Source organism: Pseudomonas sp. NBB (assembly GCF_032701105.1).
GTDB classification, from domain to species: domain Bacteria; phylum Pseudomonadota; class Gammaproteobacteria; order Pseudomonadales; family Pseudomonadaceae; genus Aquipseudomonas; species Aquipseudomonas asiatica.
The window spans coordinates 5478946-5492732 of record NZ_CP103994.1; the positions used below are offsets into that span (position 1 = coordinate 5478946).

The 13787-nt window shown below is 65.7% G+C and carries 12 protein-coding genes; 5 read left to right on the forward strand and 7 right to left on the reverse strand.

From position 1 onward, the window contains the following. Nucleotides 1-58 precede the first annotated feature (58 nt). Nucleotides 59-778 (forward strand): 16S rRNA (uracil(1498)-N(3))-methyltransferase, encoded by a 720-nt coding sequence (locus NY023_RS25300; RefSeq protein ID WP_013974521.1) that lies wholly within the window; start codon nt 59-61, stop codon nt 776-778. On the opposite strand, the gene trhA is transcribed toward NY023_RS25300, so the two are convergent. From trhA to NY023_RS25335, 7 genes are all read right to left on the reverse strand, one after another. Beyond that, nucleotides 779-1396: a PAQR family membrane homeostasis protein TrhA gene (trhA, locus tag NY023_RS25305; protein WP_013974522.1), complete on the reverse strand. Its 618-nt coding sequence runs from the start codon at nt 1394-1396 to the stop codon at nt 779-781. Between the two features lie 157 nt (nt 1397-1553). Further along, the gene (locus tag NY023_RS25310) at nt 1554-2027 is read right to left on the reverse strand and encodes a chemotaxis protein CheW (protein WP_013974523.1); all 474 of its coding nucleotides are present in this window, start codon (nt 2025-2027) and stop codon (nt 1554-1556) included. Next, nucleotides 2020-6972, reverse strand: a complete 4953-nt coding sequence (locus NY023_RS25315) for an Hpt domain-containing protein (protein WP_013974524.1) — start codon at nt 6970-6972, stop codon at nt 2020-2022. The genes NY023_RS25310 and NY023_RS25315 overlap by 8 nt, the downstream gene beginning before the upstream one ends. Before the next feature lie 35 nt (nt 6973-7007). Further along, entirely contained in the window at nt 7008-9062 is a 2055-nt protein-coding gene (locus NY023_RS25320; protein ID WP_013974525.1) for a methyl-accepting chemotaxis protein, read from the reverse strand. A gap of 11 nt (nt 9063-9073) precedes the next feature. After that, entirely contained in the window at nt 9074-9628 is a 555-nt protein-coding gene (locus tag NY023_RS25325) for a chemotaxis protein CheW (protein WP_003257767.1), read from the reverse strand. Beyond that, nucleotides 9625-9990, reverse strand: a complete 366-nt coding sequence (gene pilH / locus NY023_RS25330; protein ID WP_003257768.1) for a twitching motility response regulator PilH — start codon at nt 9988-9990, stop codon at nt 9625-9627. Before pilH ends, NY023_RS25325 begins: the two co-directional genes overlap by 4 nt. Before the next feature lie 47 nt (nt 9991-10037). Then, nucleotides 10038-10439, reverse strand: coding sequence for a PleD family two-component system response regulator (locus tag NY023_RS25335; RefSeq protein WP_003257770.1), 402 nt, complete (start codon nt 10437-10439; stop codon nt 10038-10040). A 212-nt stretch (nt 10440-10651) separates the two neighbouring features. On the opposite strand from NY023_RS25335, the gene gshB reads away from it, so the two are divergent. The 4 genes from gshB to ruvX all read left to right on the forward strand — a co-directional run bounded on the left by gshB (nt 10652) and on the right by ruvX (nt 13780). Continuing rightward, nucleotides 10652-11605 carry a glutathione synthase gene (gene gshB, locus NY023_RS25340; protein WP_013974527.1) on the forward strand — a complete coding sequence of 318 codons (954 nt, stop codon included), beginning with the start codon at nt 10652-10654 and terminating at the stop codon, nt 11603-11605. Nucleotides 11606-11696: 91 nt separating this feature from the next. Next, nucleotides 11697-12602 (forward strand): energy transducer TonB, encoded by a 906-nt coding sequence (locus tag NY023_RS25345; protein WP_013974528.1) that lies wholly within the window; start codon nt 11697-11699, stop codon nt 12600-12602. A gap of 171 nt (nt 12603-12773) precedes the next feature. After that, a complete protein-coding gene (locus NY023_RS25350) occupies nt 12774-13343 on the forward strand; it encodes a YqgE/AlgH family protein (protein ID WP_013974529.1) in 570 nt (189 codons plus the stop codon). Beyond that, on the forward strand, nt 13343-13780 hold the full coding sequence (ruvX, locus tag NY023_RS25355) for a Holliday junction resolvase RuvX (RefSeq protein ID WP_013974530.1): 438 nt from the start codon (nt 13343-13345) through the stop codon (nt 13778-13780). Before NY023_RS25350 ends, ruvX begins: the two co-directional genes overlap by 1 nt. Nucleotides 13781-13787 lie beyond the last annotated feature (7 nt).

A 13787-nucleotide genomic window follows, 5' to 3' on the forward strand; every position in this document is an offset into this window, starting at 1 on the left:
TTCGCGGGTGAACCCGCTCCCACAGGGACCACCTTCTCCCTTTAGCTTGAGCTCAACCATGAGACTGTCCCGCTTTTTCATCGACGCCCCCCTGAGCCTCGGCGAGCATGACCTGCCCGAAGCCCAGGCCCACTACATCGGCCGCGTACTGCGCATGGCCCCCGGCGACGCCGTGCAGCTGTTCGACGGCAGTGGCCAGGAATACCGCGGCCAGTTGCTCGAAGTGGGCAAGAAAACCGTGCGCGTCAGCCTCGACCAGGCCCTCGCCGGCCAGGCCGATTCACCACTGCACGTGCACCTCGGCCAAGGCCTGTCCCGTGGCGAGCGCATGGACTGGGCGATCCAGAAAGCCACCGAGCTGGGCGCCAACGAAATCACCCCGATCGTCAGCGAACGCTGCGAAGTGCGGCTGAAGGACGAGCGCGCCGACAAGCGCCTGGCCCACTGGCGCCAGGTGGCGATCAGCGCCTGCGAACAATGCGGCCGCTCGACCTTGCCGGTCATCCACCCGCCAGTGACCCTGGCCGAGTGGCTGAACAGTGCCAATGCCGACCTGAAACTGGTCCTGCACCCGGTGGCCGAACCGCTCACCAGCCATGCCAAGCCGGCCACACTGGCCTTTCTGATCGGCCCCGAGGGCGGCCTGAGCGAAGCGGAGGTCGAGCAGGCCAAGGCTGCCGGTTTCCACGCAGCACGCCTTGGCCCACGCGTGCTGCGCACCGAAACCGCACCGGTGGTTGCATTGTCGGTGGCACAGCAACTGTGGGGTGACTTTTAACTAACGCACGTAGAACGACACCGCCACGAAATGCATGAGGCTGCCGGCGATCACGAACAGGTGCCAGATGCCATGCCAGTGGCGGAAGCGGCTGTCGAAGGCGAAGAAGATGATGCCGACGGTGTAGAACACCCCGCCGGCAGCCAGCCAGGCAAAGCCGGCGCTGCCGAGCGAGTGCAGCAGCGGCTTGACCGCCACCAGCACGATCCAGCCCATCACCGCATAGATGATGATCGACAGGATGCGCGCTTCGGAGCGCGGCTTGATCTCCTGCAACATGCCGATCACCGCTAGCCCCCAGACAACCCCGAACAGGCTCCAGCCCCAGGGCCCGCGCAGACTGACCAGGCAGAACGGCGTGTAGCTGCCCGCGATCAGCAGATAGATCGACAGGTGATCGAGCTTGCGCATGATCACCTTCGCCCGCCCGCGAGTGCTGTGGTACAGGGTAGAAATGCTGTACAGCAACAGCAAGGTGCTGCCGTAGATGGAGAAACTGACGATCTTCCACGGGTCGCCCTGCAGGCCCGCGACCACGATCAGCCAGATGGCACCGATACAGGCCAGGACGGCACCGACCAGGTGGGTCCAGGCGTTGAAGCGTTCACCGTAGTACATGCAAACACAGACCTCCTGAGGTGGGCTGGGTTCCTGCGTCCTTCTGTTCCGGCCTCTTCGCGGGTAAACCGCTCCCACAGGGATCCCACGATACCAGAGGGTGGCGCACTACCTGTGGGAGCGGGTTTACCCGCGAAGAGGCCCTGTGTCTTACATCCTACCCAAGCTCAGGTTGCAATTGCGCGTCACGCACCAGCCGTTCCAGCCCGGCCAGGTCCGGCACCCGCGCTACCTGTTCGCCCACCTGCACCGCCGCCAGTTCCAGGCGACCCAACGCCACGTCCACGTAGTTCAGCTGGCTGTCCAGCTTGCATGAGCGCGGTATGTCCTGCAGCAACAACGCCAGGTAGCGCAGACCGGTATCACCCAAGGCATTGAGCACCACCACGCGTGCCCGCTCGCCGCAGGGTGTCTCGCCACCGCACGCGGCTTCGAAGCCGATCAGCGGCAGGCGCTGCTGGCGCCAGTCGATCCAGCCCAGGTGCCAGGCCGGCTCGCCGCGTTGGCACACCACATTGCGCTGGCCACTCAACTCGGCCACCGCCACGTTGGGCAACACCAGGGTACGGTCACCCAACGGCAGCAAAAGCCCGGTCAGGCTGCTGCGTTGGCCGGCGATCAGTTCAAGCATGGGTCTGGCTCCAGTGGGCAATGCTCTGCAACAGGACCGACTCCTGATACGGCTTGCCCAGGTATTCGTTGACGCCGATGGCCATGGCGCGGTCGCGGTGCTTCTGCCCGGTGCGCGAAGTAATCATTATGATCGGCAAGTCTTTCAGACGCTCGTCACGGCGGATACGTGTGGCCACCTCGAAGCCGTCCATGCGCGGCATCTCGATGTCCAGCAGCAACACATCGGGGCGGTGTTCTTCCAGCAGGGCCATTGCATCGACCCCGTCCTTGGCCGTCAGCACACTCATGCCGTGGCGTTCCAACAGGCGGCTGGTGACCTTGCGCACAGTCACCGAATCGTCCACCACCATTACCAGCAACGCCCGCCGTGGCGCAGGGCCGAACACCTGGCGCCGAGCCGCACCGCCACCCGGCAGGCGCGCCAGGCGCCGCTGCTGGCCACGCAACTGGCCCAGCAGGTCAAGAATCAGTACCACCCGACCATCGCCCAACAGCGTTGCCCCCGACAACCCGGCAACTGCGGCAAACTGCGGCCCCAGGCTCTTCACCACGATCTCGCGGCTGGGCGACAGGCTATCGGCCTGGATGGCGAACGATTGCTCCTGGGAATGCACCAGCAGCACTGGCAGAGGCACGCTCTGCCCGAGCAATGCCGGGCGTGGCATGCCCTGCAGCAGCTCACCCAGGTAGCGCAGCTCGTATTCGTGGCCGGTGTACACATAGCGTGGGGCGTCCAGCTGGTAGCACGCCGCCAGTTCTGCCGGCGGCACGCGGACGATGCCCTCGATGGTGTTCAACGGAATGGCGTACTGCTCTTCACCCAGGTGCACCATCAGCGCACGGTTGACCGACACGGTGAACGGCAGGCGGATCAGGAAGCGCGCCCCCTTGCCTTGGGCCGACTCGATACTCATCGAGCCACCCAGCTGCTTGACCTCCTCGTGCACCACGTCCATGCCCAGGCCACGCCCGGAAATCTGGGTGATCTTCTCGGCAGTGGAAAAGCCCGGGCGCAGAATGAACTGAAGGATCTCGTGATCGCTCAATTGCGCCTGCGGGTCCAGCAGGCCGCGCTTGATGGCCTTGCGGCGCACCGCTTCCAGTGGCACGCCGGCACCGTCGTCGGTCATTTCGATAACGATATCCGCGCCTTCGTGCAGCAGATTCAGGTGAATGGTGCCCTGCTCCGGCTTGCCCGCGGCCAGGCGCATTTCGCGGCTTTCCAGGCCATGGTCGACGGCGTTGCGCAGCATGTGCTCCAGCGGCGCCACCATACGTTCGAGCACGCTGCGGTCGAGTTCACCCTCGGCATTGCCGACCACCAGCTCCACCTGCTTGCCCAGCTCGCTGGCCACCTGCCGTACCACACGCTGCAAGCGCGGCACCAGGCGCTCGAAGGGTACCATCAGAGTAGCGGTCAGGCCTTCCTGCAACTGGCTGTTCACCCGCGCTTGCTGCTGCAGCAGGCTGTGGGCTTCCTGGGCGCGCTGTGCCAGGGTTTCCTTGAGGTCGAGCAAGTCCGAGGCGGACTCGAACAAGGCCCGCGACAGCTGCTGCAGTTGCGAGTGGCGGTCCATTTCCAGCGGGTCGAAGTCGTCATAGGCATCGCCTTCGAACTGCTGCCGGCTGGACATCCGCCCTTGGGTCTCGATATCCAGGCGCAGCAACTGGTCGCGCATGCGCTCGAGGGTGGTTTCCATCTCGTTGAGGGTGAACTGCGCATCGTTCACCTGCTGCTCGATGCGCCCGCGGATGATCGAGTGCTCACCGGCCAGGTTGCCCAGGTCGTCGAGCAGCTCGGCATCGACCTTGACCATATCACCTGGTGCCCGCTCCGGAGCCACCGCCGGCGCCTCACTGGTCGCGGCCTCGACCGGCCCCTGGCCGGCAGCGCTGTCGGCCAGGGCCGAGAAGCTGAAGTTGCGGATGTAGTCGATCAGCGCGGTGGCAGCATGCAGCGGTTGCCCCAGGCGCACGGCATCGAGCATATGCGCCAGGCGGTCATGGCAGTTCTGCAGCAAGGCGAACAGTGGCGCGCTCGGTGGCATACGGCCTGCGGCCAGCAGTTCGTAGAGAAACTCCAGCTCGTGGGCCAGGTCGCCGATCGGCGCAATTTCGACCATGCGCGCCACACCCTTCAGGGTGTGCAGGTCGCGCATCAGGTTGTCCACCTCGACACTGCTGCGCGGGTCAGCCTGCCAGCGCGCCAGGGCAGCGGCGGCACTCTCGACGATGTCCGAGCTTTCTTCGAGGAAGACTTCCAGCAGCTCTTCGCCTGGGCTTTCCGGCTCTTCGACCAGCGGCTCGGCCACAGCTGGCAGCAAAGGGTTGTGCGCAGGCCCGAGGCCAAGGGTATCGGCCAGGTCCATGTCCGGATGCAACGGCGTGACCGTGTCGATGCCCACCAGGCCAGTGGCCTCCGGTGCCAGGGCCTGGCCAAGCAGGTGGCGCAGGCTGTCGACCAGCTCTGGCCTTGGCGGGATGTCCTGCCCGGCCGCCACTTCGTCGAGCATGTCCAGCAGTGCTTCATGGGCCCGCTGCACGTGGGCGAAGAACCGTGCATCGGCGGGCAGGCTGCCCTCCTCCACGGCGCCGTACAAGTCGAGCAAGGCCTCGCACACGTCATCCATCTGCCACAGGTCGGCCAGATGCGCAGCGTGGCCCAGGGTAGTCAGTTCGTCGAGCAGGGTGTCCAGCGCATCGCGCTGGCCGGGCTGTTCCTGCCAGCGCGACAGCAACGACTCGGCATCAAGCAGGATATCCATGGCCTGGGCCAGGAAACTGGCAATCGATTGCGGGTCGCGCTTGCTGCGCCGCCCATGCTGCGGGTCGTCATGCAAGCTGGCCAGGTGCCCGTCAACCGCCTGGCCGACCTGCTCGATCAGTTCCGCGGCGCCGGGGATGGCTGCCAACGGCGTGCTGTCGAGTTGCGCCAGGCCCAGGTGGAACAGCGAGCGCGCAGCTTCCAGCCATTCGATCTCGGCCATTTGCAGGGGCAGTTGGTGGCCCTTGTATTCACGAGCCAGGCGGTCGAAGGCGGTGGCCAGTTCGGCGACCGGCATCACCCCGGCCATGGCGGCACTGCCCTTGAGCGTATGCAGGGCGCGCTGCAGGCCATCGCTGACCTGCGTATCGTGGCCGTCGGCGCCCTGCAGGAAAGCATCCAGGCTGGCCAGGTGGCCCTGCGCCTCGCTGCGGAAAATCTCGAGCAGTTGCGGATCGAGGCCGTCGATGTCGGCCGCCACCGGGGCATCGTTTTCGGCCAGGGCATGCAGGTGCCCGGCCAGTTGCTCGATTTCCGTCAGTTGCGGTAACTGGCCTGCGGCAAAGTCGGCCAGCAGGTCGGGCAGGTAGACGAATACCTGCTGCAGGGCCACCACGCCTTCCGGGCTGAGCACGCTGCGGCCCTCGAGTACCCGGTTCAGCAGGTGTTCTGCGCCCCAGGCCAGCTCGGCCACCGCCTCGGCATGCACCATGCGGCCGCTGCCCTTGAGCGTATGCAAGGCGCGGCGTACTTCTCCCAGTGCCTCGCGCTGCTGGTTGTCGGCACGCCAGCGCAACCAGTGGCGCTCGATTTCCGGCAGCAGTTCACCGGCCTCGTCGAGAAACACTTCACGCAGCTCGTCATCGATGCCATCAGCGCTGCCATCCTGGCCTGCGGTGGCCTCGACCATCGCGCAGTGCACACCCAGTGTCGCCAGGCTGGCGCGCGCCATGTCGATGAAGGGCTGGCCATCCGCCAATGGGTCCGCCACCCGCCATTGCAGGTAGCATTCGGCGGCGCTCAGGGCCTCGGCCAAGTGCGTCAGCTCATCGGCTGGCGGCTCCACCTCCAGGTGCTGCAGCCACCGCTGCACATAGCTGGCGCAACCGGCAAACAGCTCGGCCACGGTCGGCAGCATCAACATCGCCAGTGCACCACGAATCTGCTGCAACAGCCCTGGCAAAGGTTGCAGGCGTTGCCGAGGCCAGCCGGATTCCAGGCAATCGCCGATCAGGTCCTTGGCCTGCTGCAGCACATTCAGCGACTCGTTCAACACCAGCTGGCGGATTTCGGCCAGGTCCGAGCCCGGCAGGCCGCCCTGGCCGTTTTCCTCCAGCGGGCCAACCATGCCATTGAGCGTGGCCTCCACGTACAGCAGGGCCCCCGCTACATCCATCAACACCGCGTCGTCCACGGCCCGCTCGCCCTGGGCCAGGGCCTGCAGCGCCAGCACCTGGTCGATGATCACCCGGCGTGGCTGCTGGAAGCCAAGCACCGCCAGGGTGTCGGCCACGTGGCGCAGCGGTGCCAGCAGGGCATCGAGCTGCTCGCTGTGCTGGCGATCGCCACGCACGAACTGGTCCAGGCGCTCCTTGATGCGCATCAGGTCGTCGCACAGCGCGGTCACCACCGAGCGCAGGGCATCGCGGCCCGGCCCTGCCTGCAGCTGGTCGCGCCAGTTGCCCAGCGACAGGTCGAGGTTGGCCAGGTCGTCGGCACCGGCAAAGCGTTGTGTGGCGCCGCTGATCAGGCTGGCCTGGGCCAACGGCTCCTCGCCACGGCAGGCACGCAGCTGGTTGAGCAGCGGCAGCATCACCAGTGGCAGGTCGTGGCGGGCGCCGCGCAGGCGCTCCAGATACGATGGCAATTGCTCCAGGCCGCGGAACAACGCGCCCAGGCAATCACCGCGGGGGCTGACCTGACCATCGGCCAGGGCCTTGGCGAACAGCTCCAGTTCTTCAGCCAGGCGCGTGGCACCGCGCAGTTCGAGCATGCGCAGGCAGCCGTGCACCTGGTGGAGGTTGTCGACCACGAACGCCATCATCGACAGGTCGCCAGGCTCGCCGGCAAAGCGCTCCAGCGCCTGGCGCGCCTGGCCCAGGCAGTCAAGGATGGCGGCTTTGGTCCAGGCCAGCGCCACGGTGTCGTGGCGCTCGGGGCTTACAGCTGCTACAGCCATGGGCACTCCTCGGCGCTACTCTTCAGTAGGGCTATTCACTTGGGCTCTGCTGGTGGTGGCAGGGTGAACCCGGACACCGAACGGCGCATCTCGCTGGCCATGCGTGCCAGGTGGCGGATGCTGTCGGCAGTGGCGCCGGAGCCGGCGGAGGTCTGCGCGGTAATCTGCTGGATGACCGCCATGGTGTGGGAGATCTGCCCGGCAGACGAAGTCTGCAGCTGGGCGGCATCGGAGATGCTGTGGATAAGGTCGGCGAGGTTCTGCGATACGCCTTCGATCTCGGCCAGCGCCACCCCGGCATCCTGGGCCAGGCGGGCACCTCGCACCACCTCGGCGGTGGTCTGCTCCATGGATATCACCGCCTCGTTGGTGTCGGCCTGGATGGTGCGCACCAGCGCTTCGATCTGCCGGGTGGCCGAGGACGAGCGTTCGGCCAGGCGCTGCACTTCGTCGGCGACCACGGCGAACCCACGGCCGGCCTCGCCGGCCAGCGAGGCCTGAATCGCCGCGTTGAGGGCGAGGATGTTGGTCTGGTCGGCAATGTCGTCGATCAGGCTGACGATATCGCCGATTTCCTGGGAGGACTCACCGAGGCGCTTGATCCGTTTGGCGGTGTCCTGGATCTGTTCGCGAATGTTGTCCATGCCGTTGATGGTGTTGTGCACCACCTCGTTGCCCTTGTTGGCGATCGCCACCGAGCGCTCGGCCACCTTGGCCGACTCGTAGGCATGCGCCGAAACCCGGTCGATCGATTCGACCATGTCGCCAACCGCCTCGGAAGCCTCGCTGATCTGCTCGGCCTGGTGCTCCGAGGCCTTGGCCAGCTGGCGTGCGGTGTTCTGTGTGTCCTGCACGGCGGCAGCGACCTGCACGGCACTGTGGTTGATGGTGGCGACCAGGTCGCGTAATTGGTCCACGGAATAGTTGATCGAGTCGGCAATGGCGCCGGTGAAGTCTTCGGTCACCGATACGGTCACGGTCAGGTCGCCGTCAGCCAGCTCTTCGATTTCGTCGAGCAGGCGCATGATCGCCTGCTGGTTGCGTTCGTTCTTTTCCGCCGTCTCACGCAGCTGGCGGTTGGTGGTGCGTACCATGACCAGGCCGATGAGGATGATCGAAGCCAGCGCCAGAAGGCCCAGGACATAGCCGCCGACGGTGTCGAGCGTGCGCCCGCCAGCCAGGTTCTCGAAACCGTTGGCCAGGTGCGAGGCCTCGTCGAGCAGGGTTTGCGACAGGCTGAAGATGTTGCCCGCAGCCTCGCGCACGCGGAACAGTTCCGGCGAGGTTTCGAGGATTTCATCCACCGAGCCGGCAACGAACTGGAACAGCTCGGCAATTTCAGCCAGGCGCGCACGGGCATCGGCGTCCTCGACACGGGTCACCTGGATCGCCGCGTTGCCACTGAGCATGCCCTCGAGCACCTGGCCGAAGCGCCCGGCATCGCGGCCGAAGGCATCCGCCGCCTGGGCCGCGGCATCGTCACCGGCCAGCACGGTGTTGACCGAGCCGAGAATGCGTTCGGCCAGCAGCAACTGGCGCTGGGCCACCGCCACCTGGCTGGCCGGGGCGCCACTCTGCAGCAGGATTTCGACCACTTTCTCGTATTCCACCTGCAACTGCGGCACGGTCTCGGCCAGGGTCGCCGCCACCTGGTGCAGCGACAGCACGGTCTGCTCGCTGGCCAGGATGGTGTCGGTGTTCTTGCGCAGGTTTTCCCAGTCGCGGCGTACCGCTTCCATCTCGTCACGCACCATGGGCGGCGCAGGTGGCAGGCCGGTGGACTTGTCACCTTCACGCAAGTAGCCCCAGCGCCGTTCGAAATCGTTGCGCGCGTCCGACAGCAGCTTGAAGGCCAAGGCCTTGCCGGTGGCGGCTTCGGTGGCGTTCTTGGCGATGCGCTGCGACAGCACCCGCAGTTCGCCGGCGTGGCCGATGTACTGCTTGTCGTAGTTGGACTGGGTGTTCAGGTAGGCAAAGTTGGCGAACAGCAGAATGATCGACAGGATCAGGATCAGGAACAGCACGGTGATCTGCGCGATGCTGCGGGTACGTGGGGTCACGGTGGTGACGGGGGTGGCAGGCTTGTTCACGTTCGCAGGTCCTATAACGCCACATCGAGAAAGCCCGGCGCCTGGGCCAGGGCGAAGGGGCTGAAGATCGCCCAGTTGCGTTCACGCGGGAAATGCCCCTGCACGAAAGGTGCAGCCGCGCGGATCAGGGGCTGTGGCGGCGACAGTTGCAGGCTGTCGAGGGCAAAGTGCTGCAGGCCCAGCACCTCGTCCACCAGCAGGCCGACGAACAGGTCCTCGTGATCCAGCACCAGCACCCGCCGCTGCTTGCCCGGGGCGGCGTGGCCCAGGCCGAAGAAACTGCTCAGGTCCATCACCGGTAACAGCCGCCCGCGCAGGTTGGCTACCCCGCACACCCACGGCTGCACGCCGGGGACGCGGCTGCTGCGCGGTTCGCGCAGCACCTCGGCAACCTCGCCCATGGGCGCGACGAACCATTGCCCGGCTATGCGGAAGCCGATGCCGCTCCACTGTTGCAGGCGGTTGTCCTGCGGTGGCTGGTCGGCGACCAGCAGGCGGCAGCGCCGGTCGATGTCCAGCAACAACTCGAAGGCGGTCAGCGACGCGCCCTGCGGGCGGGTGGTCAAGCCCCGAGCACTTCTTTGAGCTTGGCGATCAGCGCGTCCTCTTCCACCGGCTTGGTCAGGAAGTCACGAGCGCCCTGGCGCGTGGCCCAGATACGGTCGGTTTCCTGGTCCTTGGTGGTGACCACGATCACCGGGATGGTGCTGGTTTCCGGGTCCTTGCTGAGCTGACGGGTTGCCTGGAAGCCGTTCATGCCGGGCATCACGATGTCCATCAACACCGCGTCGGGCTTGTCCTGCCGTGCCAAGGCCACGCCATCGGCACCGTTGTTGGCCTTGAGCACCTGGTAGCCGTGCTTTTCCAGCCATTCGGTCAATCGGTACATCTCTGTCGGCGAGTCGTCGACAATCAGAACTCGGGCCATGCTGGTTCCCCATCAGGAAAGAAAGACCGTGCCATGGCGGGGCGCGGTCAGGGTGCGTGTTGTTGGGCTGCGGCAAAACCGGGCACGTGGGCGCGGATCGCGTCGAGCAGTTCTTCCTTGCTGAACGGTTTGGTCAGGAACTGGTCGGAGCCGACCACCCGGCCGCGGGCCTTGTCGAACAGGCCGTCACGTGACGAAAGCAGAATGACCGGGGTGTCCTTGAAGGCACTGTTGTGCTTGATCACCGCGCAGGTCTGGTAGCCGTCCAGGCGCGGCATCAACACATCGACGAAGATGATGCTGGGCTGGTGGTCGACGATCTTGGCCAGCGCATCGAAGCCATCGCTGGCGGTGATCACCTCGCAGCCCGCTTCACCGAGCAACATCTGTGCGGTGCGGCGGATCGTGCGCGAGTCGTCGATCACCATCACCTTCAGGGGTTGTTCCATCACTTGGGCTACCGTCGCTGCTTATGCCGAATTCCTGGAGCTGCTGCGCAGCCCCAAAGGCCTGTTGTATAGCGCTATGACTGGCATTTTTAGCACACTCCGGGTGGCCGTTCCATCTGCGGCGCCCCTTGACCGGCGGCGTTCACGGCGCCACCCTGAGCCACTTTTCTTTCGATCCATCGCGGCCACGTGCCGCCAAGAGGAACCACCCCATGAGCGTTCGCCTCGGCATTGTCATGGACCCCATCGCGTCCATCTCCTACAAGAAGGACAGCTCGCTGGCCATGCTGCTGGCCGCCCAGGCACGCGGCTGGAGCCTGTTCTACATGGAACAGCGCGATATGTACCTGGGCGCCGGCCAGGCCCGTGCGCAGATGCGCCCGCTGAAAGTGTTCGCCGACCCGGCCCGCTGGTTCGAGCTGGGCGAGGAGCAGGACAGCGCGCTGGCCGAGCTGGACGTGATCCTGATGCGCAAGGACCCGCCCTTCGACATGGAGTTCGTCTACAGCACCTACCTGCTGGAGCAGGCCGAGCGCGAAGGCGTGCTGGTGGTCAACCGCCCGCAGAGCCTGCGCGACTGTAACGAAAAACTGTTCGCCACCCAGTTCCCGCAGTGCATGGCGCCTACCCTGGTCAGCCGCCGTGTCGACATCCTGCGCGAGTTCGCCGACAGCCGTGGTGACGTAATCCTCAAGCCGCTGGACGGCATGGGCGGCGCCTCGGTGTTCCGCCACCGCAAGGACGACCCGAACCTGTCGGTGATCCTGGAAACCCTGACCCAGCACGGCAACCAGCAGATCATGGCGCAGGCCTACCTGCCGCAGATCGTCGACGGCGACAAACGCATCCTGATGATCGACGGCGAGCCGGTGGACTACTGCCTGGCGCGTATCCCGGCCAGCGGCGAGACCCGTGGCAACCTGGCCGCCGGCGGCCGTGGCGAAGCACGCCCGCTGACCGACCGCGACCGCTGGATCGCCGCCCAGGTCGGCCCGACCCTGCGCGAGAAGGGCCTGATGTTCGTGGGCCTGGACGTGATCGGCGACTACCTCACCGAAATCAACGTCACCAGCCCCACCTGCATCCGCGAGATCGATGCCGCCTACAACACCGATATCGGCGGGCAATTGATGGATGCCATTGATCGCCAGCTGAAGGCGCGCTGACCGCCGACGCACGGCAACAACCCAGAGTGGGGTATGATGCGGGTCCTTTTAGCCTGGCCTGCTGCCCCGCCCTGCGGTTGCTGGAAACCCGATGACGCTGCCCGCTGACATCCCCGCCGACCTGCTGCCCCCCCGTGTTCGCCCGGTGGACCGGCTCGGCTTTACCCTGTTCCTGGCTGCCCTGGTGCACCTGGCGCTGATCCTCGGCGTCGGCTTCAGCGTGGTCAAGCCTGCCGAAATCCGCCACACCATGGACATCACCCTGGCCACCTTCAAGAGCGAGAAACCGCCGGAGAAAGCCGATTTCCAGGCCCAGGACAACCAGCAGGGCAGCGGCACCCTGGACAAGAAAGCGGTACCCAAGACCACCGAACTGGCACCGTTCCAGGACAGCAAGATCAACAAGATCACCCCGCCACCCGCCGCGAAGCCCGAGGTGGTACCGCCCCCTGTCCCGCAGAAGTCGGCGGTAGTGACCACGGCGCCCAAGCCGCAGAAGGTCGAGCCCAAACCCAGGGAAAGCAAACCGCAGCCCAAGCCGGCAGCCCCGGCACCGGACTTCGACAGCTCACAGTTGTCCAGCCAGATCGCCAGCCTGGAGGCGGAGCTGTCCAACGAGCAGCAGATGTACGCCAAGCGCCCGCGCATCCACCGGCTCAATGCCGCCTCGACCATGCGCGACAAGGGGGCCTGGTACAAGGAAGAGTGGCGCAAGAAGGTCGAGCGGGTGGGCAACCTGAACTACCCCGATGAAGCGCGCCGGCAACAGATCTACGGCAACCTGCGCATGATGGTGTCGATCAACCGCGATGGCTCGTTGTACGAGGTACTGGTGCTGGAGTCGTCCGGGCAACCGGTGCTTGACCAGGCGGCGCAGCGCATCGTGCGGCTGGCGGCGCCGTTTGCGCCGTTTACCGGGGACCTGGCCGAGTTTGACCGGCTGGAGATCATCCGCACCTGGCGCTTTGCCCGTGGGGACCGTTTGTCCAGTAACTGACCTGCGGCATTACGCGGTCCCTGTGGGAGCAGGTTTACCCGCGAAAGCGTCCGACTAAGCGACATCATTGCCTGATCTGGCGCATTCGCGGGTAAACCCGCTCCCACAGGGAACGCGCAAGCCTCGTTACGCACCTTGTCAGCCTCGCCACCTGGCGCCACACTATCCCCCATGAAAACCCTCACGCCGAGCTACCTCAAGCATCAGTTCCTGATCGCCATGCCACACATGGCCGATCCGAACTTCGCCCAGACCCTCACGTACATCGTCGAGCACAACGCCCATGGCGCCATGGGCCTGGTGGTCAACCGGCCGCAGGAGCTGAACCTGGCCGACATCCTCGAGCAGCTGCGCCCGGACGAAATGCCACCGGCCAGCACCTTGCAGGTGCCGATCTACCAAGGTGGCCCGGTACAGACCGACCGTGGCTTCGTGCTGCACAGCAGCGAATGCAGTTTCCAGGCCACCGTGGCGCTGGATGGGCTGTCGCTGACCACCTCGCAGGATATATTGCTTGCCATCGCCGCCGGGGTAGGCCCGAAACAGAGCCTGATCACCCTGGGCTATGCCGGCTGGGAAGCGGGCCAACTGGAAGCGGAGCTTGCCGACAACGCCTGGCTCAACTGCCCGTTCGACCCGGAAATCATCTTCGGCCTGACCAGCGACCTGCGCCTGGAAGCCGCCGCCGCCAGCCTGGGGATCAACCTGAACCTGCTGACCAGCCAGGCGGGCCACGCCTGATGGCCGAACTGCACCCGGAATTGCGTCTGCTGCTGGGCTTCGACTACGGCAGCAAACAGATCGGCGTAGCCGTCGGCCAGGTGGTTACCGGCCAGGCCCGCGAGCTTTGCACCCTGAAGGCACAGAACGGCGTGCCGGACTGGGCCCAAGTGGAAAAGCTGATTGCCGAATGGAAGCCCGACGCCATCGTCGTCGGCCTGCCGCTGAACATGGACGGCACCCCCAGCGAAATGAGCGCCCGCGCAGAAAAGTTCGCCCGCCGCCTGAACGGCCGCTTCAACCTGCCCGTGCACACCCACGACGAACGCCTGACCACCTTCGAGGCCAAGGGCGAGCGCATGGCCCGTGGCGGCCAGCGCGGCAGCTACCGCGACAACCCGGTCGATGCCATCGCCGCCGCCCTGTTGCTGCAAGGCTGGCTGGAGGCCAATACCTGATCATCTT

What these genes read in the sequence shown, in the direction of transcription:
- NY023_RS25300 (WP_013974521.1), top strand. Translation starts at nt 59, where the DNA reads ATGAGACTGTCCCGCTTTTTCATCGACGCCCCCCTGAGCCTCGGCGAG.
- trhA (WP_013974522.1), bottom strand. Translation starts at nt 1,396, where the DNA reads ATGTACTACGGTGAACGCTTCAACGCCTGGACCCACCTGGTCGGTGCC.
- NY023_RS25310 (WP_013974523.1), bottom strand. Translation starts at nt 2,027, where the DNA reads ATGCTTGAACTGATCGCCGGCCAACGCAGCAGCCTGACCGGGCTTTTG.
- NY023_RS25315 (WP_013974524.1), bottom strand. Translation starts at nt 6,972, where the DNA reads ATGGCTGTAGCAGCTGTAAGCCCCGAGCGCCACGACACCGTGGCGCTG.
- pilH (WP_003257768.1), bottom strand. Translation starts at nt 9,990, where the DNA reads ATGGCCCGAGTTCTGATTGTCGACGACTCGCCGACAGAGATGTACCGA.
- NY023_RS25335 (WP_003257770.1), bottom strand. Translation starts at nt 10,439, where the DNA reads ATGGAACAACCCCTGAAGGTGATGGTGATCGACGACTCGCGCACGATC.
- gshB (WP_013974527.1), top strand. Translation starts at nt 10,652, where the DNA reads ATGAGCGTTCGCCTCGGCATTGTCATGGACCCCATCGCGTCCATCTCC.
- NY023_RS25345 (WP_013974528.1), top strand. Translation starts at nt 11,697, where the DNA reads ATGACGCTGCCCGCTGACATCCCCGCCGACCTGCTGCCCCCCCGTGTT.
- NY023_RS25350 (WP_013974529.1), top strand. Translation starts at nt 12,774, where the DNA reads ATGAAAACCCTCACGCCGAGCTACCTCAAGCATCAGTTCCTGATCGCC.
- ruvX (WP_013974530.1), top strand. Translation starts at nt 13,343, where the DNA reads ATGGCCGAACTGCACCCGGAATTGCGTCTGCTGCTGGGCTTCGACTAC.